The following is a 20,269-nucleotide window of genomic DNA, read 5'->3' on the forward strand; positions in this document are numbered from 1 at the left end:
GAGCTGCCCTATGAGCGCCAGTAGAAGAACCTTTATCAAAGGAGCGATGACTCTTTCAGGCTTGCTTGCCACCGGTGGTTGCCTGCGCCAGAGCCTCGAGCCGAAACCGTGGATAAGCGGGGCCCCAAACCCTGATGCAGTTGACACCAAAGTGGTACGTACCGTCTGTCTAGGCTGCCACAGCGCCTGCGGCCTGCAAGTAAAAGTTGAAAACGGCGTAGCAGTAAAAATTGACGGCAATCCATATCACCCCAATGTACGCGAACCCCACATCCGCTATGATACTGATGGCAAAGCAGCGAACAAGGAGAACGGCACAGTCTGCGCCAAAGGTGGGTCCCTGCTGCAAACCATGTACAACCCGTACCGCATCCAGCACCCGTTGAAGCGAGTGGGACCCAGGGGCTCCGGCAAATGGAAGACTATCACCTGGGAGCAAGCTTACCACGAGATTATCAATGGCGGAGATCTCTTCGGCGAAGGCCATGTGGATGGGCTCAAAGCTATTCGCAGCTTTGACCCTATAGAGCCGCAAGCTCCCGAACTGGGACCAAAGGCCAATCAGTTGGTCTTTATGCCCGGCCGCATTGAGCACGGCCGCAAAGAATTTACTGATCGCTGGATGGCCAATTATTTTGGCACCATCAACAAACGTCTCGATCATACTTCCATCTGTGAGGTCTCTCACCACGTGGGCCTGGCACTCTGCTTCAAAGGAAAACACCACATCAAACCTGAGATCCTCAATTCTGAATACATCATTTTCTTTGGCACCACGCCTTACGAAGCCAATTTTCCTATGCAGGCCATCGCCCGCAAGCTCAACTTTTTTAGGGAGAGGGGAGGAACATTGGTAATCGTCGATCCACGATTTTCCAATTCCGCAGCCAAAGCGGCACGCTGGATTCCGATCCTTCCAGGAACTGATGCCGCCTTTGCCCTCGGCATGATGCGCTGGATGATGGAAAATAATCGGCTCGACCTGGAGTACCTCTCTTTTCCAAACAAGAAAGCTGCCAAGGAAGGCGCCAGACACCTCACCTGGACCAATGCCACCTATCTAGTTCGGGAAGACAACCGCAAACTTCTGCGCCATGGCAAGGATTTTATCGTCATGGTCAACGGCAAACCGACTCCAGCTCGAGAGGCCAAACAGGCAGACCTGCTCGTCGATACTACTGTGGACGGGGTGAAGGTCCGCAGCGTCTACAAAATGCTGGTCGACCGGGTAATGGAAAGACATATCCCTGAGTATGCCAGGATTTGTGGCGTCAAGACCAGAGACATAGAGCGCGAGGCTGACGATTTCTCTTCACATGGTCGGCGAGCCACAGCGGATTTCTATCGCGGTTCCGTGCAGCACACCAATGGCACCTATACTGCCAGAACACTTGGCGTTTTGAACTTCCTTCTTGGCAACGTATCCTGGAAAGGCGGCTGTGAAGGCCATGGCGGCGGCCATTGGCACGAAATCGGCGGCAAGCCTGGCAATCCCTATGCCCTCAAGAAAAAGGAATTCTTGCCGGGAGCGGTGAAGGCCACCGGCGTATACCTCGATCGTCACAAGAAGCTCTACCAGGACAGCTCAGAATTCAAGAAACAGGGCTACCCTGCAAAGCGTCCCTGGTTTCCCTTTGGCTACGACAACGTCTATCAGGAAGGCTTTCCCAGCATCGCAGCTCAATATCCCTACCAGGTCAAGTGCCTGATTACTTACTGGAACAATGTGGTCTATTCTGCTCCTGCAGGGATCCACCAGATAGAGGCGGTCAGGGATCCAAAGGTGTTGCCGCTCTTTGTGGCCATCGACATTGTCATGGGGGAGACCTCATCTCTGGCCGACTACATTTTACCCTGCCGCCACTGTCTGGAAGACTACGCCACACCCCACGTGGCACCAACCATCTTGACAATGACGAGCGGCCTGCGGCAGCCGGTAGTGGAGCCAGTATATAAAGATACCAAAATGCTGGAAGAAATCTTTATCGATCTCGGCAAAAAGATGGGATTTCCTGGATACGGCAAGGACGGCTTGGGCCCGGGTCGCGATCTCAACACACCGTGGGACTGGTATAAGCTGTTGGTGGCCAATATTGCCTATGGTGACAACAAAGGAGACTCGGTTCCCGGCGAAACGGAAGAGGAAAAGGTAAAGTATGTAGTGGAACGGGGCGGCCGCTTCGAAAGCTACCAAAAGGCGTACAGGGGCCCATACACAGCGCATCCATACAAAGGCCCCCTGTACATTTACCATGAAAAACTGGCCACTACGCGCGATTCCATGACTGGCGCCTATTATGACGGCTTGCCCTATTATGAACCTATTCGCGATATCATGGGCCGGCCCATCGACGTCATGGCTGGCAAATACCCATTCCACATCATCACGTACCATCCAGTCTATCACGCCCAGGCAAGGACCGCTGCCAGCGTCTGGTTGATGGAAGTAACACCAGAAGAAACTGTGCAGATCAATGCTTCTGACGCAGCCAGACTGAACATCGAGCACGGCGATCTTGTGCGGGTATATTCATCCAGCAACCCTGAAGGTGTGCAAGGAAAAGCCTGGGTAACACAAGGCATGCGTCCTGGAATCGTGGCCATTCCTCATTCCCTGGGACATTGGCAGTACAGCAGCAAGTCTTTTGAGGTCGACGGTAAGAAAACAGCATACGCTGAATGGATTGGCAAGGGCTGTTCGGCCAACCCTGTAATGATGCTCGACCCCCATCTGCAGGATGTCTGTCTCACTGATCCCATAGGCGGCAGCGCTTCATTCTTTGATTCCCGGGTCGCCATAGAAAAACTCTAGCATAAGGAGTCCCAGAGTGGAAAAGTCCGACCTGGATGTTGGTGTTGAAAAGGGGAGAGCAGAACTGTATCAATTTTTCGGCTCCCTGTTTCTTGCTCAGCCTACTCCTGAGTTGCTGAATAAAATATCCAGCAAGGAAGGGAGTTCTGCTCTCGAGGCGCTTTTCCCGGGGCATCCTGCTGTAACTGCCTTGAGAGTTTTTTCTGAAGATTACCGCCACGGCCAAGCCCTCGCGGAAGATATCGTTGTCGACTACGAAGCATTGTTCAGAATACCTGGCGATGCTTACATCCACCCTTTTGAGTCCGTCTATCGTGATGAGAATTTCAGAGGCGGGCATGCTAGAAGGACTAGGGTTCTTGGACTGTGGGCCCTGCAGGTGGCCAACATGTACGAAGCTGAAGGCCTGGCTCCAGCTGAAGGCTTCACGGAACTGCCGGATCATCTGGGTGTGGAGCTGCAATTCATGGCCGTTCTTTGCCGCAAGGCGGCCAGAGCCCTGGAGAAAGGTGGGCGACAGGCAGTCGAATCTTTGCGCCGTAAACAGCTCGTCTTTCTCGAGGACCACTTGCTTTGCTGGAGCCCCCAGTGTCTCCAATTGATGACAGAGAGGGCAACTACCACATTCTATAGATCCCTGGCCAGGTTGCTGTCCTCTTATATGGAAAAGGATCGATCATGGTTGTCGAGGAATTGAAAGATCAATGGATCTGTACCTGCGGCAACTGGGTGGATCAGGAACTTTCCTGGTGTCCTGACTGCTGCGAGGAAGGATTGCCCCAAGAGTGCGCCCATGTCAACAGGCAGAAGTCGATCGAGCCTACCCCTTTTTAGTTCTTGCTCACCGGAGAGGTTGCAGTCCTCTCCTCTTTTTGGCATTATCTTATGCTAAAGTTAGCATAAGCAATGCGGGGCGGCTTTATGCCCCAAGACGGCAGCCACCTGCAGGCTGCCAACCGCAGGAAAATGTTGTGAAGCCTTTCAAAGAGCTCTTGGCCTCTTCAGCCGCAGCCCATGGTCACCTCTGTCCTGGCCAGGTCGTGGGTGTGCGCATGGCCATGCTCGGCTGCCGTCTTATCGGTCTGAATGAACCTACGAGCAATGAGCAGATAAAGAAGCTCATCGTCTATGTGGAGATGGATCGCTGCGCCGGCGATGCCGTTGCGCATGTGACAGGAGCCAAGCTGGGCCGACGCTCCTTGAAATTCGCCGACTATGGCATTATGGCAGCCACCTTTGTCAATCTCGAGACGGGCAAGGCCTTTCGCATCCTATCCACAGAAGAGGCCAGGGATCTGGCAGCGATGTATGCCCCGGAAATTGCCGGAAAATATCAGCAACAGCTCGAGGCATACAAGCGGATGCCGGACAGTGTGCTCTTTCGGGTCTTTGAAGTCAAGGTGCCTGTTAGTGAATTCGATCTGCCAGGACCTACTCGCCGCAAGGTGGCTTGTTCCTCCTGTGGTCAGATCGTCCGTGACGGCCGTGAGGTCATGGTGGACGGTGCTCTGCTATGTCGCCCCTGTGCTCATGGCGCCTATTTTCAGGATGCCAGAGAGATCAGCTGGCCGAAGATGGACTGGGCACCCGAGTTGCCTGAGAGAGGGCAGGCGGCAGGTGGTAGCAGACCGGAGACAGAAAAAAGAAAGATGGTCTAGGCACCTCGCGGTTCCACAAGGAATTACCTCGAGGAGCTAAATTCTCCAACGGGCTATGCAAGCCTCCTGAAGAAGCCCATAATCGCCTGCAGCCGGCAAGGAGACCGGCCCAGCGACAAGACTACCTTTTCGCTTTTCTCCAGGTGACAGCATTGGGGGCCTGAGTGCTGAAAAGAACGCCGAGAGACCACAATTATTGAGCAAAGTAAGGGAGGCCACTAGGTGTTGAAGAAGATAGTTTTGCAGGAGGCAGTTGGCAGCAAGCTGGCTCATGATATAACCGAAATTCGTCCAGGAAAGTTCAAAGGCCCCGCTTTCCGCCGCGGACACACTGTCTGTGAAGCGGATCTGTGTCATCTGCAAAGGTTGGGCAAGAATCACCTTTATGTCATTGACCTGAGCGAGGATGAAATTCACGAAAACGAAGCAGCAGTTATTCTGGCCACAGCTCTTGCCGGAGACGGCATCATCTGGAAGGACGGTCCTGAAGAAGGAAAAATCAATTTGCTGGCAGCAAGGGACGGCTTACTCGCAGTGAATGTCCCCGCTCTTGCTGCCTTTAATATGGTGGATGAAGTAATGTGCGCCACCCTCCACAATCACACCCTGGTGACACGGGGAAAGAAAGTGGCCGCGACCCGGGCCATCCCCCTGGTAATGAACAGGACGACCATTGAAAGGGCCGCAGCTCTTGCCCGGCAACACGGCGGGGTGCTTGCAGTGCGGCCTTTGCGCAAAGCCAGGGTGGGCCTCCTGATTACCGGCGATGAAGTGTATCACGGTCTCATCCGGGACCGTTTTGCGCCAATTCTTTCAGGAAAAGTGGCCGCTCTTGGTTCAGAGGTAATTGCTGTAGACATTGTCCCTGATGATGCCATCCGAATCCAGCAGGTGATCTGCTCACAGTTAGCCGGAGGCTGTGACCTGCTTCTCCTCAGCGGCGGCATGAGCGTGGACCCGGATGACGTGACCCGCATCGGCATCAAGCTTGCCGGCGCCCCTTCCCGGCTCCATGTTCCTGGCAGCTTACATCGGTGAGGTGCCGCTTCTAGGGGTGCCCGCCTGCGGACTTTTTCATCGCATAACCGTGCTGGACCTGGTGCTGCCGCGCATCCTGGCTGGGGAGAAAATCGGCAACAAAGAGCTGGCATTCCTTGGCCACGGTGGCCTTTGCCAGAACTGTGCTGAATGTACCTATCCCCAATGTGCCTTTGGCAAGTGAGCGAATGTGTAAATGACCATCTGTTTGCTGGCGCACGAGTTGAAGGATTTCCAACATGACAGCAAATATGACCATGGACAAGGGACGCATCGTGGCCGTTTCCACCAGCAGCAGCAAGGGCGTCAAGAAGGCAAATGTGGCTGAAGCCCGTTTGCTGGAAAAGTTTGGCCTTCAGGACGATGCTCACGCAGGCAACTGGCACCGGCAGGTGAGTTTGCTGGCCGAGGAGAGTATCGTCAGAATCAGAGAAAAAGGACTGAAGGTTGCTCCGGGAGATTTTGCCGAAAACATCACCACTCGTGGACTCAGGCTCTGGGAGTTGCCCATCGGTACCCAGCTCAGGCTTGGGCAGAAGGCCATAATTGAAGTGACCCAGATCGGCAAAGAGTGTCACAGCCGCTGTGCCATCTTTCACCAGGTGGGCGACTGCGTCATGCCGAGAGAGGGCATCTTCGCCCGCGTCCTTAAAGGGGGCACCATACGTCCTGGAGACCACATCGAGCGCCTCCCAGCGGCGGCCAGCAGCAAAAACTCTCAGGTCAGTCGTCTTTCTCTGGAGGCTTGAGTCGCAGCCCGAAGATAAGCACCAGAGCCAGCAAAATGAGCAGAAACGGCGCCACACTTCGCAGTTCTTCGGGACTGGCATATTTGAGGTAGTACCGCCAGAAGCGAGGAACTCTCGGATCCACATCCATGGCAGCCCTTACGTCCTCAACAGCCAGGTTCATCCGTCCAAGTTTGCGATATATTCTAGCTCTGGTTCTATAGGCATCCGCCCTGCTGCGCGAATCCCTCCGAAGTGCAATTGCCCTGCTGCAATCTTCGAGAGCTTGCTCATCTCTGCCGCTCAATCGGTACGCCTCTGCCCGGTTGGCATAACCACTGGTCAGTTTGGGGTCTATTGCAATCGCCCTGCTGAAACTGGCTATTGCCTCATTATACTTGCCGCTTTTCAGATATCCCATCCCTAACATGCGATAGGCTTCTGCGGTTGGAGATGCCAGGGCAAGGTATTTCTGATAATCCTCGATCACCTTGTCATAATTGCCCTGATAAAATTGCAGCAGGCCCCGTTTTTCATAGGCGGCAGCCAATTTTGGCTCCAGCTGCAGAGCCTTTGTGAAGTAGGCAATCTTCTTGCGAGTGTTGGCCCCCTTGATGCCAAGGCTATAGTACTCCATGGCATCCTCGGCATGTACACTGGCGCCGCTCAGACAGAAGAAAGTGACAAGAATGACGGCAAAGGCTTTCATTCACTGTTGCCTACAGTCAGGAATAATAGGGCAGGAGCCCTTTCTCTAGTATATTAGAGAATCCTCCGGCCAAGGCAAGGCAAAAGTCTGGCCGGCGCCGGTAGTTTCTCGAAAAGAGAATTATTCAGGCAGCACTGTAGCGCTGCTTCCAGATGGGAGAATAAGAGCGAAGCCTGCCCACAACCTGGGGAAGCTTTTGCAGGACATAATCGATCTCCTCGGCGGTGTTCGTCCTGCCCAGGGTAAAAACTATTGATCCCTGGGCAAGATCGGCACGAATGCCGATCGCTACCAGAACAGGAGAGGTCTTCAACGCCTTGGAGGCACAGGCGGAGCCTGTATTAACGCAAATCCCTTCCCTGTTCAACAGAAGCAGCAAGGACTCTCCTTCAATGGCCTCCACACAGTAGCTGGCATGACCCGGCAACCTCTGGTGTGGGTGACCTGTAGGTACAATTTTTCCAATAGAACCTCTGATTCCTGCATCCAGCTTGTCTCTCAAGCTGCTGAGGTAAGGTACCAGGTCGGGCAGTTCCTGCCGGGCGAGTTCTGCTGCCGTACCGAGGCCCACAATGCCAGGAACATTCTCGGTGCCTGCCCGCCTCCCCTTCTCCTGAATGCCTCCGTGAATCAAAGGCATCAACCGCAAGTTATTCTTGAAATAAAGTGCCCCAATGCCCTTGGGCGCTCCCAGCGGCGACCCCGCAAGGCTCAAGAGGTCCACGCCCAGTTCCGCCACATTCACAGGGATGTTGCCGACAGTGGCAACCGCATCCGTATGAAATAGCACCCCTTTCTCTTTACAAATGGCGGAGAGTTCCGCCAGCGGTTGGATGGTACCTATTTCATTGTTGGCATGCATGATCGACACTAATACAGTTTCTCCGCTGATAGCTTGCGCCAACTTTTCAGGATCTACCAGACCATATTGGTCAACTTGCAGAAAGGTCACCTCGAAACCAAACCTTTCCAGGAAGCGAGCCGAGTTCAAGACCGAATGGTGTTCGATGGTAGAGATAATCAGGTGATTGCCCTTTTTTCTCCTGGCCAGTGCTGCGCCTTTCACTGCCAGGTTATTGGCTTCCGCACCCGAAGAGGTGAAGATTATCTCCTGCGGCTCAGCGCCGATCAGACGTGCGACTTTTGCCCGCTGCTCTTCCAGGACCTCCAGGACGCTGGTCCCCAGATCATAGAGGGTGGCCGGATTACCAAACTGTTCCGTAAAGTAAGGCAGCATGGCCTCCAGCACTTCTGGCCTCACCGGCGCTGCCGCGCCATGATCCAAGTAAACCCGCTTCATTCTCTCCTCCTACCTGGTCTTCTTGATATACAGTTTGTAGCAATCTTCATCCTCTTCCACACCAAGAAACTCCTGGCCACATCTCCGGCACCAGGCGGGAATGTCCTCAAGGGCTCCATCATAATCTGTCAGGACTTCCAGTACCTGGTTTTTCTTGAGGCATTTGAGCATCTCCCCAGGTTCGAGTAAGTGTAGGGGGCACATGCGACAGACTAGATCTAGAGTGGCATCCGCAGGCTGATTCTCTACAAACTTCATGTCATCCTCCTTTTGACTCTTGCTATAGAATATATACTAATATAATAGATTAATTTAAAGAAAAAAAGAGTGCTCGGCCCTGCAACCATGCCAGCCGTCCAGACAACCAGAAGCAACAGTTCTCCCAACCACGCCGGCGCCTATCATCTGCCGTCCAGCTCTTACTTGCAGAACACGACAGCTAACTTGCCCATAACCTGAAAGAGGGACAAGCGACTCACCGAGGACCGCAGTTGACACAAAACTTTGGGGTTGATATATTATATATTATTATTGTATATATTGAATACATCTTTTAAGCAAAGAGACCTCGGGTAAACCATCTTCATTCTGCGCGAATGTGCAAGCGAACCTTGAGGCACGACTTCTGGTGCCAGTAGTAAACGAACTCACGCCGACTGTCTCCTGCGCTCACTCACAAAACCCAGAATCTCACCAACACCCGAGGCCAAACTAGTGGGCAGAGCTACAGGTAGATAACTCGTGCTATTCCACTACGCCAACGTCTTTATCTTCATCATCTTGGGACTGCTCATGACTTTTGTCATTATCACAGTCTCCAAGATGCTTGCCCCACGAGTACAGGACAACCCCGACAAGTACACCACATACGAGTGTGGTGAGCGCCCGGTAGGTTCCGCCTGGATACTATTCAACTTTCGCTTCTATGCCGTAGCCCTGGCTTTCCTCATCTTTGAAATCGAGTTGGCCCTGGTGTTTCCCTGTATTTCCGTGTTTCGTCAATGGCTTCGTTCAGGCAACGGCTTGTTCGCTCTCATAGAGATCTTCGTTTTCGTAGGGATTCTTTTTCTTGGTCTCATCTACATGTGGACCCGGGGCGACCTGCAGTGGAGCAAGGAGACTCCAGAAGGACTGGAAGACGCAGCCCTTTTAGAAGAAGAAAGACCGCTGCTGTTTTAGTTTCCTTGCCACAATGCTCGCCCATCCATTTCCCGACCACAAGAACTCAAGAGGGGAAAATGCACCTGTATAACAAAATGCCATCCCAGGGCTTTTTTGGTGCAGTGTTTACCACGGTAGATCGGGCTCTGAACTGGTTCAGGCTCTCTTCAGTGTGGTATCTGCTTTTCGGCTTGGCATGCTGTGGCATCGAATTGATGCAAACTGGCGGACCCAGGACAGACATCGACCGCCTTGGTTCTGTGTTTCGGGCCACTCCTCGACAGTCCGACCTGATGATCGTCGCAGGAACCCTGACTTACAAGATGGCCTCCCGCTTGCGGCTGCTCTACGACCAGATGGCGGAGCCAAAATACGTCATTGCCATGGGAAGTTGCGCCAATTGCGGCGGTCTCTTTCAGCTTTCCTATTCGGTTGTCAAGGGCGTCGACAAGATCGTTCCGGTAGACATCTACGTTCCTGGCTGTCCTCCCCGGCCAGAGGCTTTGACGGAAGGACTCCTCAAGCTGCAAGAAAAGATTCAGCAGGAACGATTCCTTGTGGAGAAGCGCTAGTGGAACAAAGGGATATTGTCTATAGAATACAGAAAGTCCTTGGCAAAGAGGGACTGCAGTGGCATGAGGAGGAGCGTGGTGATAACTACCTGCTGGTTTCTAGAGACAAGATTCGCCAGGTGGCTGTCTTTCTGAAAGGAGACAAAGACCTTGCCTTTGACACACTCATGAATTTGAACGGCGTGCACCTGGAGGGTGAAGCAGAGTGGTTGGAAGTAGTCTACCATCTTTACTCGATTCAGCATCGTCATGGGCTGACCCTCAAGGTAAGAATGGCTCGCCCCCGCCTTTTTTCCCATTTTTATCTGAGAGTGAATTCTGTCTCTAACGTCTGGGCTGCGGCCGCCTGGATGGAAAGAGAATGCTATGACATGTTCGGCATCCATTTTAGCGGCCACAAAGATTTCAGGCGGCTCTTGCTACCACCCGATTGGCAGGGTCATCCCTTGCTGAAGGATTACCGGGAAACAGCAAGCTATCGGGGCATCAGTACTACCAGAGAGAGCAGCGAGCCAGTGCAGAGACACCAGGAGGCAGGGTGATGCCTTTCAGTACCGATGAAATGATTCTCAATATGGGGCCGCATCATCCGAGCACCCATGGCGTGCTGCGATTCATCCTGCGCACTGATGGCGAAGTCATTCACAAATGTAGACCCGATGTTGGCTTTCTGCACCGCGGCCTGGAAAAGATCGCCGAGCGGGTCAACTATGCCCAGTTCATGCCGTACACTGATCGCATCGATTACCTGGCAGCCATGAACTGCAACCTGGGCTACGCTGTTACAGTGGAACGTTTGGCAGGAATCGAGGTCCCCTTGCGGGCAGAGTATATTCGGGTGCTTGTGGCCGAGCTCAATCGCATTATCAGCCACCTGATTTCAGTTGGCACTTTTGCCCTCGACATCGGAGCAGTAACTCCTTTTACCCATGCCATTAGGGAGCGGGAATGGGTAAACGACCTGTTTGAGGAGCTCTGTGGTGCCCGGCTCACCTACAACTACATGCGCTTCGGCGGAGTGGCCTTTGACTTACCTCCAGGATTTCTGCAAAGGGTAGAACATTTCCTGGACTACTTCGAACCCCGTCTAGAACAGTACAACCGGCTCATTTCAAGAAACAAGATCTTCAAAGAACGGTTGTTGGGCGTTGCCGTCATAAGCGCCGCCGACGCCCTGGATTACGGCCTGGTGGGTCCAAATCTGCGAGCCTCCGGGGTGGACTGGGACCTCAGAAGAGATGAGCCTTACTCTGTATACAGTGAACTGGATTTTGAGGTCCCGGTGGGCACCTCGGAGTTAGGCGTACTGGGAGATTGCTACAACCGCTATTGGCTGCGTATCAAAGAAATGCAACAGAGCGTCCGCATCGTTCGCCAGTGTATCGATAAAATGCCCGACGGACCATTCTGGAATCGCTCGAAGAAAAAATTGAAAGTGGCGCCGGGTGAAATTTATGTACGTACAGAAGCTCCGCGGGGTGAATTGGGCTTTTACCTCATAAGCAGGGGTGAAGACCGTCCATATCGTCTGAGGATTAGAACAGGTTCCTTCTCTGCCATGAGCATTGTGGAAAAGGTGGCCTCTGGTCTCATGGTTGCCGACATGGTGGCACTCATTTCCAGTCTGGATGTGGTTGCTCCGGAAATCGACCGCTAGCTGCAGATGATAGAGAAAAGCAGGTCCGGATAGAAAGCACGCTGTTGACCTTACCCTGAAAGTGAAGACGTTTTCAGCCTATGGAAGGTCTCATCAACAATCTTTTTCACGATACCCAGCTGTTTCACCATCTGGGTTACGTCCCCACAGCCGCCGTAGTCATGTTCGCCTGTGGCCTGGCCGTATTGAATTTCTTTGGCCTCATGGGGGGACTGTTCACTTTTTTTGAGCGAAAGCTGGCTGGCTGGACCAATGCCCGTCGGGGACCAAATCGTGTTGGGCCTTACGGCCTGCTGCAGTTTGCAGCCGATGGCGTAAAGCTGGTGCTCAAAGAAGACATCATTCCTGCCGCCGCCGACCGCAATTTTTTCAAATTTGCCCCTTATCTTGTTCTGCTTGGCACGGCGCTTTCTTTTGTGGTCATCCCTTTTGGTCCCAGGTTGATTATCAGTGATCTCAATGTGGGCGTCTTCTATCTGCTGGCCACCGGCTCCTTTACAGTGGTTGGCCTGATCATGGCTGGCTGGGCCTCGAACAACAAGTGGGCCCTGCTGGGAGGCATGCGCTCGGCCGCCCAGATCATCAGCTATGAAATACCCAATGCCCTCGCCATCCTGGTAGTAGTGCTCATGGCTGGCACCTTGAGCATGCAGGGAATCATCAAGAGTCAGGCCGGCGGCATACAGAACTGGTTTCTATTTCGCAGTCCCTTCAGCTTCCTGGCCTTCTTTATCTACTTTGTTTCTGCCATTGCCGAGATTAATCGCATCCCTTTTGATATTCCAGAAGCGGAATCGGAACTGGTTGCAGGCTACAATATCGAGTACAGCGGCATGCGTTTTGGTGCTTTCTTCGCGGCTGAATTCGGCAACATTTATGTGATCAGTGCAGTGGCCGTAACCTGTTTCCTCGGCGGCTGGCAGGTCCCCCTGGTCGATGACCTGGACAGCCTCGGGCCATTGGGACAGGCCCTGGGCAGGAGCCTGAGCCGGCCAGCAGTACTTGTACTCCTGCTCGCCGGGGCTCTGCCGTTTACCTTTTTCGCCTGGAGAGCCTTGCAAGCCTTTTTGAGGGATGTATCCCGCAAACGGTCCTTGCTGCGCAGTCGCTTTATCCGAGTCAATAGTGAACTGTTTCTCCTGGCATCCCTCTTTGCAGCCGTAGCGCTGCTACTTGCTCTGCACATCCCTCTGCGGCAATGGCTGCCTGCTATATACGGAGGGTTGTTCGTCTATTTGCTGCCCTTTCTGGTCTTCTTTATCAAGGCCATGTTTATCTCTTTTGTAGTTCTCTGGTGGCGCTGGACCTTGCCCAGATTGCGGGTTGATCAGTTGATGGGAGTATGCTGGAAGTACCTCATTCCCATAGGCTTCGTCTGTCTGCTGGGTCAGGGTGTCTGGATGTGTTGGCTTTTCTAGGAGGAGTACGGCAAAGAGTGAAGCCCTGGCAACACATGAAGATGTATTTTGGCAACATCTATGAAGCCGTTGCCACCATCGCGGTGGGCATGTGGATTACCTTCAAGACAGCCTTTTTTGAACGCAAGGTAACTATCCAGTATCCATCCCACGACGTGCTGGAAGGCAAAGCACGAGACGCTGTCACTTTTCCAGAACAAGAATTGAATCCACCTTTTGAACCATTCCTGGGAGCGAGCCAGCAACAGTACCGCGGCCCGCTGCAGGCAAGGATCGCCGATCGCTACAGAGGATTTCTTGGCTACCGAGAAGACAAGTGCATCTCTTGCAACCTGTGCGTTCAGGCGTGCCCCATCGAGGTAATCGCTGTGGAGGGAGTAAAAATAGAAGGTCGCAAAGGCAGAGCGCCAGTAATGTTCCGCATCGACTATTCCAAGTGCATGTTCTGCGGCCTTTGCGTGGAGGTATGTCCCACTTCAGCCATTTTTTTTACGCGGCGGTTTGCGGCCGCCACATTCAGCTACCACAGCCTCATTGAAAATTTCATCAGCGAGGAGATGCGGCAGCAGCGTCTGGAGCTGGCCAGGCAACTCAAGCAGAAAAAGCGCTCTAAGACCATAAAAAGGAATGCCAAAGATGAAACAACTCATTTTTAACGTGTTCGTCCTGATCACTGTCATACCTTGTTTCTGGGTGGCCTTTTCCACCAATATTGTCCATGCCGCCTTTTCCCTGCTGTTTACCCTTTTTGGCATAGCCGGGCTCTTTGTCTTGTTGGGTGCAGATTTTATCGGCATCGTCCAGGTGGTAATCTATATCGGCGGCATTCTCGTCCTCATCATTTTTGGCGTCATGATGACTCAGCGAGCCAAGATGCTGCCCCTCTCCGTTCAGCTTCCTGGTCGTGTTCTCGCCCTGGCACTCACTGGCACCATTTTTGGCGCCCTGGTGCTGGTAGCCAGCAAATCATTGTGGCCAGTTGCCTCACCGCTGCCCGAGCCGGCTCCCACAACAGCGGCCATAGGCAATCTTCTGCTCGGCAAGTATTTGATTCCCTTCGAGGTAGCCTCATTGCTCTTGCTTGCAGCACTGGTTGGAGCAGTGTTGATTGTAAGACGAAGCATCGGTGGAGAATAGACATTATGCCGTACAGTCTAGCCAGCTATCTAACGGTCAGTTCTCTCCTCTTCTGCCTGGGCATGTACACAGTGTTAACTCGCAGAAATGCCATTGCCATTCTCATGGGCATTGAACTGGTTCTCAATGCAGCAGCCCTCAATTTCGTGGCCTTTTCTCGTTTTCTTCAGGCAGTAGAAAAATCTGCCCAGCTCAGTGGTCAAGTATTCACACTGTTCATCATTGCAGTGGCCGCCGCTGAAGTGGCGGTAGCCCTGGCCATTGTCCTTTCTCTCTACAGCAAGATGAAAACCATAGACGTGGAGGAGTTCAGGCAGTTGCATGGCTAGCGATTAGACAAGAAAAATCTTCATACTGGCAGGACCATGACTGTTTTCATCAATCCAAAATTTATCGGCGATTTCCTCTGGTTGATCCCTGCCCTTCCTTTAATGGGAGCCGCAGTCACTGGCTTGCTGAGAAGAAAACTCCCCCCCAGGCACATCCACATAATTGCCTGCGGCACAGTCCTGTCGGCCTTTGTGCTTTCTGCCGTGGGCTTTCTGACCCTGTTGCAAATTCCTGAACCACAGCAGCGGCTGGTGATCCAGTCTCTGTACCAGTGGATTCTCACAGTGTGGCAGCACGGCCGTTTCAGTCTGGAAGTGGCTTTTAGATTGGACCCTCTATCGGTTTCCCTCTGTCTGGTGATCACCGGCGTCGGCTTCCTCATCCATTTGTATTCAGTGGGCTACATGGCAGGCGACGAAAGCGAGGGCCGCTATTTCGCCTATCTGAACCTTTTCACCTTCGCCATGCTCCTTCTGGTTCTGGGAGACAACCTCTTGCTGCTTTTTGTGGGATGGGAAGGTGTGGGACTCTGTTCTTATCTCCTCATTGGCTTCTGGTTCACCGATCTGGAAAAGGCCAGAGCAGGAATGAAGGCCTTCATCGTCAACCGGGTGGGGGATTTCGGTTTCTTTGTGGGCCTGATGCTTCTTTTCTGGGCCCTGTTCGACAAGAGCGGCGGCCTGGTAACCGGTATGCGCTTTTCAGAACTCCAGGAATGCCTGGTATTGCTGAAATCTGCCCAGCCAATAATGGGAATTTCCCTGGTCACCTGGGTGGCCCTGCTGCTGTTCATCGGTGCCACCGGCAAATCGGCCCAGATTCCACTCTATATCTGGCTTCCAGATGCCATGGCGGGTCCAACCCCAGTGAGCGCCTTCATTCATGCAGCCACCATGGTCACAGCAGGCGTCTATATGATTGCCCGCCTCCACTTTCTCTACTCAGCCGCACCTGCAGCCCTTGCTCTCATTGCGGTATTAGGAGCTGCCACAGCACTCTATGCAGCTACCATCGCCCTGACCCAAGACGACATCAAACGAGTGCTCGCCTACTCCACTATCAGTCAACTGGGTTACATGTTCCTTGCCGAAGGTGTCGGCGCCTTCACCACTGGCATTTTTCATCTGATAACCCACGCCTTTTTCAAGGCCTTGCTGTTTCTAGGGGCTGGCAGCGTCATCCATGCGGTGCATGACAACGACATGAGAAAAATGGGCGGCCTCAACCGTTATATGCCCGTCACCTACCTGACGTTTATGACTGCCTTTTTGGCCATATCTGGAATTCCACCATTTTCCGGCTTTGTCAGCAAAGACGAAATCCTCTGGGCTGCCTTCACCAGTAGTCTACCGCTGCCCTGGCTGGGCCCGATTCTCTGGCTGGCAGCTCTTCTGACAGCGGGGCTTACTGCCCTCTATATGACCAGGCTGATCTGTCTCACCTTTATGGGAAGGTTTCGCGGCAGTAGGGAGCAGGAAAATAAACTGCACGAATCTCCCCCGGTAATGACGGTCCCCCTGGTGGTACTGGCAGTACTGTCGCTATCTGGCGGCATCATAGGCCTGCCAGCATTCACTCATCTGCCTAACTTGCTGGCCGATTTTCTTGCTCCCACACTGGGGGCCCTACCAGTGGGAAGCGAAGGTGCTCACAGTGCAGCTCTGGAAGTTCTCTTGCTGGTTATCTCCACAGCAGTGGCAATAGCAGGCATTGCGGCTGGCTGGTATCTTTATGTAAGACAGCCCCAGCTGCCGGAACGGTTGGCCCAGCGTTTCTCTCAGACGTATCGGTTGCTCCTCAACAAATATTATGTGGACGAGATATACCAGGCAGCATTCGTTCGTCCTCTGCTGAAGCTTGTGGCATTCAGCGGCCATTTTGACCTGCGAGTCATCGACGGCGCAGTCAACTTGACATCTCTGCTTACCAGAAAATTCTCTTTTGTCGTTGGCTTTGAGGATTGGCGTATTGTCGACGGTCTGGTCAATGGCATTGCAGACATTGTCAAGAGATGGGGCGCCAGATTGGAGCGTCTGCAGAGCGGCAAGGTTCAACACTATTTGTACTCGGTAGTACTCGGCCTTTTCGTGCTCTGCGTGTTTGTCCTGCTGGTGTAACAGCAGGGGCAGCGATTTTCAAGTCTCTGGAGAACAGAGCAGCATGACTCTACTCTAGTCAGCAGCTACAGGAGGTCCACTCCATGATTCCTGCAAACCTCTTGACGTGGATCATTTTCTTTCCTCTGCTGGGAGCCTGTCTCATCATGGCTGTGCCGAGGAGATATCCAAGCCTGATGAAAGTCATTGCCCTGGCTGCCACCATTCCCCCTCTCTTTTGGGCAGGTTATCTGTACCTGCAGTTCGATAGGTGGAACAGTGGCTTTCAATACGTGGAAAAGCTACCCTGGATCAAGGCCTCCAATATTTTCTACTACGTGGGCATAGATGGCATCAGCATTCCAATGGTGTTGCTCACGGCGCTGCTCTGTTTCCTCTGCGTTATTGCTTCATGGAACATAACTGAATACCTGCGGGGATATTTTGCCCTCTTCCTGTTGCTGGACACCAGCATGATGGGAGTATTCTGCGCTCTCGACTTCTTCCTCTTCTACGTTTTCTGGGAGCTGATGCTGCTCCCCATGTACTTCCTCATTGGCGTCTGGGGTGGGCCGAGAAAGGAATACGCCGCAATTAAATTCTTCCTCTTCACTCTGGTGGGCAGCGTCCTGATGCTGATTGTCATGCTGGTTTTCTATTTTGGTTCCGTGGATCCCAGCACTGGATTGCACACCTTCGATCTTACCGTTCTAATGAATCAAAGCGCCCATTTTTCATTGCTGCGAAATCATACGATACGCTGGTTGTGCTATCTTGCCCTTCTGCTTGGTTTTGCCATCAAAATCCCTGTAGTGCCATTCCATACCTGGCTGCCCGATGCCCATGTGGAAGCCCCCACCGCCATCAGCGTCATACTTGCCGGAGTTCTCCTCAAGATGGGCGCCTACGGCATTCTGCGTATTTCCTATCCCCTGCTTCCTGAGATGGCTGCTGCCTTTGCTCCGTATGTGGCGTGTCTGGGTCTCGTAAGCATCATCTATGGAGCCCTGTGTGCCATGGCCCAGAATGATTTAAAAAAACTCATTGCCTACTCCAGCATCAGCCACATGGGCTTCGTAGTACTGGGCATGTCCGTATTTACCAATACCACCGCCATCTATGGCGCAGTGCTGCAAATGTTCAACCATGGCACCGTTACTGCCATGCTCTTTTTGCTCGTAGGGGTAATCTACGACCGAGCCCACCATCGCGATATTGACCGCTTTGGTGGTCTGGCCAAGAGCATGCCCATATATGCTGGCTACACCGGCCTGGCATTCTTTGCCGCCCTGGGGCTGCCGGGCCTTTCCAGCTTTATAAGCGAGGCCCTTGTGCTGATCGGCTCTTTCCAGGAGTACAAGATGGTTACCATTACCGCAACCAGCGGCATAATTCTCACCGCTGCCTACTTCCTCTGGACGATGCAGCGGGTTTTCCTCGGGCCAGTGCAGAAGCGATATATATCACTGCCGGAAATCAGTTTTCGAGAAGCCTTCGTGCTGACGCCTCTTGCACTGATTGTGATTGTCCTCGGTTTTTATCCCATGCCGATTCTTGATTTGATAGGCACCACCTTGCAGCACACTGTGGCCATGGTTGCACCCTAGCTCACATATGTGCTGCACTGGCAAGGAAAAAATAGAAACGTCTCCTGTGGTAGGTGTGAAAAGAGACTATGATTCCTGCAACCTTCATCCAGAGCAACCTCCAGGGACTGTCATTCTTTGGCCCCGAGCTTATCTTGACGCTGGCCATTTTGATCCTGCTGGTTCTCGGCATTGTGCTCCCCTTCTGGCGCTATCGTCTGTTGTATACGCTTGTCGGTATAACAGCCCTGGCTGCTTCCCTGCTTCCCCTTTTCTGGCTGCATCCCCCTGCTGCAGGACTACCCTACCTGTCAGAACTGTTCGTCTGGGACTGGCTCACATTTTTCTTCAGGCCTTTTTTTGTGGTGGCTGCTGCCTTTACCATTCTCCTCAGTCAGGCAAGTCTGGAAATCGAAAAGGAAACTTACAGCGAGTGCGTTCTGCTGGTGCTGGCAGTTACTGCAGGCATGATGCTGCTGGTAGCTGCAACTGATTTGTTGATGATCTACCTCGCCTTTGAAACCATGGGTATCTTGAGCTATGTCCTGGTGGGCATCAGGGCAAAAGACAGCCGCAGTGGTGAAGCAGCTCTCAAATATGTCCTTTATGGCGCCTTTACATCTGGTACCATGCTCTTCGGCTTCTCTCTGGTCTTTGGTCTTGTCGGCAGTACCAGTCTGGCACAAATCAGCTCGCATATGGCGGCAGCAGCGCAGAATTCCGCCGATCATCTGCTGCTGGTGCTGGTGCTGTTGTTCTTCCTTGCCGGTTTGCTCTTCAAGACCGCAGCCTTTCCATTTCATTTCTGGTGTCCGGACGTCTACGAGGGTGCTCCGACTCCCATCACTGCCTTTCTCAGTGTCGGCCCCAAGGCTGCTGGCTTCGCGCTGTTTTTGAGATTTTTTTATCCTATGTTCACCAGCGACCAGGGCCACGGCCTCTATAAAGCGCTTGCTGGTTTGCAGTGGCCGGCAGTTCTGGCGTTGATCTCCGCTATAACCATGACCCTGGGGAATCTAGCTGCCCTCAGACAGAACAACCTGAAGCGACTCCTGGCCTACTCCAGCATTGCTCACGCAGGTTATCTCTTTATGGGAATTGTATGTCTTACTGGGCAGGGACTGAGATCGGTAGTGTTCTACCTGGTTGTCTACCTGTTTATGAACCTGGGTGCCTTTGCAGTTGTGACTGTAGTGGCTGGTGCTGGAGGCAGCGAAGAGATCAATTCCTACCGGGGGCTGGCCAGCAAAGCGCCTTTTACTTGCGTGGCCATGGCCATATTTCTCTTTTCACTGGTTGGCCTGCCGCCTTTCGCAGGGTTTATCGGCAAAGTGTACCTGTTTGCCGCGGTTATCTCTGAACAGATCTACTGGCTGGCAGTGGTAGCCGCAGTCAATACTGTCATTTCACTTTACTACTATCTGCGCATCGTCAAAGCGATGTTTCTGGAGACTTCGCCGGGGGGCATACAGATCTCAGTGCCCCTGAGCTTTCGACTGCTTCTGGCAAGCCTGTTGATTCCCACCCTCGGCCTTGGTCTCTACTGGCAGCCTCTAGCTACTGTAATTGCTTCCATGTTCTGAATCGCCACAAGAAGAATCCGGCCCTGCCACATGGCTTGTCCTCTCTAAATCTTGTGCTATAATATATACGTCTTTAATAGGAATAACGAACAACCCTCTGTTATTCTTGACCTAGAGAGGGTTTTTTATGGCTCTCTTTCTCTGTGTTGGGGCCCTGCTGTATTGTGCAACAGCAGGTAGACTGCCTGCGGGCCGGAAGGCCACTGCTTGTCGAGAGCCTGCTTCACTGTTTTCTCAGACAATGCCGGGGCAAACTCCGGCCGCCAAGCATGGCATGTCCAACTGACAATAATACTAAAGAGGTATGAGAATACCATGTTCAACGCTGTCCTGGTCTCTGTCGCTCTTGTGATTTTTCTTGGTGGCATGCTGTACAAGGTCTCGACCTGGTTTCGCTACACCATAGGACACCATGTGGAGCATATATCTCCCTACCGAAGAGCTGCTGCTGCCTGCAAGGGAATTGCCCGTACGCTACTGAGCA

The 20,269-nt window shown here is 52.9% G+C and carries 18 protein-coding genes and 1 pseudogene; 16 read left to right on the forward strand and 3 right to left on the reverse strand.

Annotated features, from left to right (window positions below):
• Positions 1 to 10 precede the first annotated feature (10 nt).
• The 5 genes and pseudogenes from JRI89_06615 (at position 11) to JRI89_06635 (ending at position 6,257) form a co-directional block, all read left to right on the forward strand.
• Positions 11 to 2,812 (forward strand): molybdopterin-dependent oxidoreductase, encoded by a 2,802-nt coding sequence (locus JRI89_06615; GenBank protein ID MBW2070913.1) that lies wholly within the window; start codon positions 11 to 13, stop codon positions 2,810 to 2,812.
• Between the two features lie 16 nt (positions 2,813 to 2,828).
• The gene (locus JRI89_06620; GenBank protein MBW2070914.1) at positions 2,829 to 3,509 is read left to right on the forward strand and encodes a molecular chaperone TorD family protein; all 681 of its coding nucleotides are present in this window, start codon (positions 2,829 to 2,831) and stop codon (positions 3,507 to 3,509) included.
• 274 nt (positions 3,510 to 3,783) lie between these two features.
• Positions 3,784 to 4,470: a TraR/DksA C4-type zinc finger protein gene (locus tag JRI89_06625; protein MBW2070915.1), complete on the forward strand. Its 687-nt coding sequence runs from the start codon at positions 3,784 to 3,786 to the stop codon at positions 4,468 to 4,470.
• Positions 4,471 to 4,692: 222 nt separating this feature from the next.
• Positions 4,693 to 5,692: pseudogene (locus JRI89_06630) on the forward strand (molybdopterin-binding protein).
• 67 nt (positions 5,693 to 5,759) lie between these two features.
• On the forward strand, positions 5,760 to 6,257 hold the full coding sequence (locus JRI89_06635) for an MOSC domain-containing protein (protein ID MBW2070916.1): 498 nt from the start codon (positions 5,760 to 5,762) through the stop codon (positions 6,255 to 6,257).
• On the opposite strand, the gene JRI89_06640 is transcribed toward JRI89_06635, so the two are convergent.
• From JRI89_06640 to JRI89_06650, 3 genes are all read right to left on the reverse strand, one after another.
• The gene (locus JRI89_06640) at positions 6,232 to 6,945 is read right to left on the reverse strand and encodes a tetratricopeptide repeat protein (protein MBW2070917.1); all 714 of its coding nucleotides are present in this window, start codon (positions 6,943 to 6,945) and stop codon (positions 6,232 to 6,234) included. The two genes, JRI89_06635 and JRI89_06640, sit on opposite strands and share 26 nt — an antisense overlap.
• A 124-nt stretch (positions 6,946 to 7,069) precedes the next feature.
• Complete coding sequence (locus JRI89_06645; protein MBW2070918.1) at positions 7,070 to 8,245, reverse strand: cysteine desulfurase; 1,176 nt, start codon at positions 8,243 to 8,245, stop codon at positions 7,070 to 7,072.
• Between the two features lie 9 nt (positions 8,246 to 8,254).
• On the reverse strand, positions 8,255 to 8,503 hold the full coding sequence (locus tag JRI89_06650; GenBank protein MBW2070919.1) for a sulfurtransferase TusA family protein: 249 nt from the start codon (positions 8,501 to 8,503) through the stop codon (positions 8,255 to 8,257).
• 534 nt (positions 8,504 to 9,037) lie between these two features.
• Between JRI89_06650 and JRI89_06655 the strand changes: the two genes are divergently transcribed.
• The 11 genes from JRI89_06655 to JRI89_06705 all read left to right on the forward strand — a co-directional run bounded on the left by JRI89_06655 (position 9,038) and on the right by JRI89_06705 (position 19,785).
• A complete protein-coding gene (locus JRI89_06655; protein MBW2070920.1) occupies positions 9,038 to 9,424 on the forward strand; it encodes an NADH-quinone oxidoreductase subunit A in 387 nt (128 codons plus the stop codon).
• 59 nt (positions 9,425 to 9,483) lie between these two features.
• Positions 9,484 to 9,978, forward strand: a complete 495-nt coding sequence (locus JRI89_06660; protein MBW2070921.1) for an NADH-quinone oxidoreductase subunit B — start codon at positions 9,484 to 9,486, stop codon at positions 9,976 to 9,978.
• The gene (locus JRI89_06665; GenBank protein ID MBW2070922.1) at positions 9,978 to 10,520 is read left to right on the forward strand and encodes an NADH-quinone oxidoreductase subunit C; all 543 of its coding nucleotides are present in this window, start codon (positions 9,978 to 9,980) and stop codon (positions 10,518 to 10,520) included. Before JRI89_06660 ends, JRI89_06665 begins: the two co-directional genes overlap by 1 nt.
• Positions 10,520 to 11,635: an NADH-quinone oxidoreductase subunit D gene (locus JRI89_06670; GenBank protein MBW2070923.1), complete on the forward strand. Its 1,116-nt coding sequence runs from the start codon at positions 10,520 to 10,522 to the stop codon at positions 11,633 to 11,635. Before JRI89_06665 ends, JRI89_06670 begins: the two co-directional genes overlap by 1 nt.
• A gap of 80 nt (positions 11,636 to 11,715) precedes the next feature.
• Positions 11,716 to 13,053: an NADH-quinone oxidoreductase subunit H gene (locus tag JRI89_06675; GenBank protein ID MBW2070924.1), complete on the forward strand. Its 1,338-nt coding sequence runs from the start codon at positions 11,716 to 11,718 to the stop codon at positions 13,051 to 13,053.
• Between the two features lie 17 nt (positions 13,054 to 13,070).
• Positions 13,071 to 13,709 (forward strand): 4Fe-4S binding protein, encoded by a 639-nt coding sequence (locus JRI89_06680; GenBank protein ID MBW2070925.1) that lies wholly within the window; start codon positions 13,071 to 13,073, stop codon positions 13,707 to 13,709.
• On the forward strand, positions 13,690 to 14,190 hold the full coding sequence (locus JRI89_06685; protein ID MBW2070926.1) for an NADH-quinone oxidoreductase subunit J: 501 nt from the start codon (positions 13,690 to 13,692) through the stop codon (positions 14,188 to 14,190). Before JRI89_06680 ends, JRI89_06685 begins: the two co-directional genes overlap by 20 nt.
• A gap of 5 nt (positions 14,191 to 14,195) precedes the next feature.
• The gene (gene nuoK / locus JRI89_06690; protein MBW2070927.1) at positions 14,196 to 14,519 is read left to right on the forward strand and encodes an NADH-quinone oxidoreductase subunit NuoK; all 324 of its coding nucleotides are present in this window, start codon (positions 14,196 to 14,198) and stop codon (positions 14,517 to 14,519) included.
• Positions 14,520 to 14,582: 63 nt separating this feature from the next.
• Positions 14,583 to 16,637, forward strand: coding sequence for an NADH-quinone oxidoreductase subunit L (gene nuoL, locus JRI89_06695; protein MBW2070928.1), 2,055 nt, complete (start codon positions 14,583 to 14,585; stop codon positions 16,635 to 16,637).
• 83 nt (positions 16,638 to 16,720) lie between these two features.
• Positions 16,721 to 18,223 carry an NADH-quinone oxidoreductase subunit M gene (locus tag JRI89_06700; GenBank protein ID MBW2070929.1) on the forward strand — a complete coding sequence of 501 codons (1,503 nt, stop codon included), beginning with the start codon at positions 16,721 to 16,723 and terminating at the stop codon, positions 18,221 to 18,223.
• Positions 18,224 to 18,291: 68 nt separating this feature from the next.
• Entirely contained in the window at positions 18,292 to 19,785 is a 1,494-nt protein-coding gene (locus tag JRI89_06705; GenBank protein MBW2070930.1) for an NADH-quinone oxidoreductase subunit N, read from the forward strand.
• Positions 19,786 to 20,269 lie beyond the last annotated feature (484 nt).

The organism is Deltaproteobacteria bacterium, from assembly GCA_019309045.1.
Lineage (GTDB): Bacteria > Desulfobacterota > Syntrophobacteria > BM002 > BM002 > JAFDGZ01.

Coding starts and splice junctions, on each gene's coding strand:
- JRI89_06645 (MBW2070918.1), bottom strand. CDS start 8,245: ATGAAGCGGGTTTACTTGGATCATGGCGCGGCAGCGCCGGTGAGGCCA.
- JRI89_06700 (MBW2070929.1), top strand. CDS start 16,721: ATGATTCCTGCAAACCTCTTGACGTGGATCATTTTCTTTCCTCTGCTG.
- JRI89_06705 (MBW2070930.1), top strand. CDS start 18,292: ATGATTCCTGCAACCTTCATCCAGAGCAACCTCCAGGGACTGTCATTC.
- JRI89_06660 (MBW2070921.1), top strand. CDS start 9,484: ATGCACCTGTATAACAAAATGCCATCCCAGGGCTTTTTTGGTGCAGTG.
- JRI89_06640 (MBW2070917.1), bottom strand. CDS start 6,945: ATGAAAGCCTTTGCCGTCATTCTTGTCACTTTCTTCTGTCTGAGCGGC.
- JRI89_06615 (MBW2070913.1), top strand. CDS start 11: ATGAGCGCCAGTAGAAGAACCTTTATCAAAGGAGCGATGACTCTTTCA.
- JRI89_06650 (MBW2070919.1), bottom strand. CDS start 8,503: ATGAAGTTTGTAGAGAATCAGCCTGCGGATGCCACTCTAGATCTAGTC.
- JRI89_06655 (MBW2070920.1), top strand. CDS start 9,038: ATGACTTTTGTCATTATCACAGTCTCCAAGATGCTTGCCCCACGAGTA.
- JRI89_06685 (MBW2070926.1), top strand. CDS start 13,690: ATGAAACAACTCATTTTTAACGTGTTCGTCCTGATCACTGTCATACCT.
- nuoK (MBW2070927.1), top strand. CDS start 14,196: ATGCCGTACAGTCTAGCCAGCTATCTAACGGTCAGTTCTCTCCTCTTC.
- JRI89_06635 (MBW2070916.1), top strand. CDS start 5,760: ATGACCATGGACAAGGGACGCATCGTGGCCGTTTCCACCAGCAGCAGC.
- JRI89_06670 (MBW2070923.1), top strand. CDS start 10,520: ATGCCTTTCAGTACCGATGAAATGATTCTCAATATGGGGCCGCATCAT.
- JRI89_06675 (MBW2070924.1), top strand. CDS start 11,716: ATGGAAGGTCTCATCAACAATCTTTTTCACGATACCCAGCTGTTTCAC.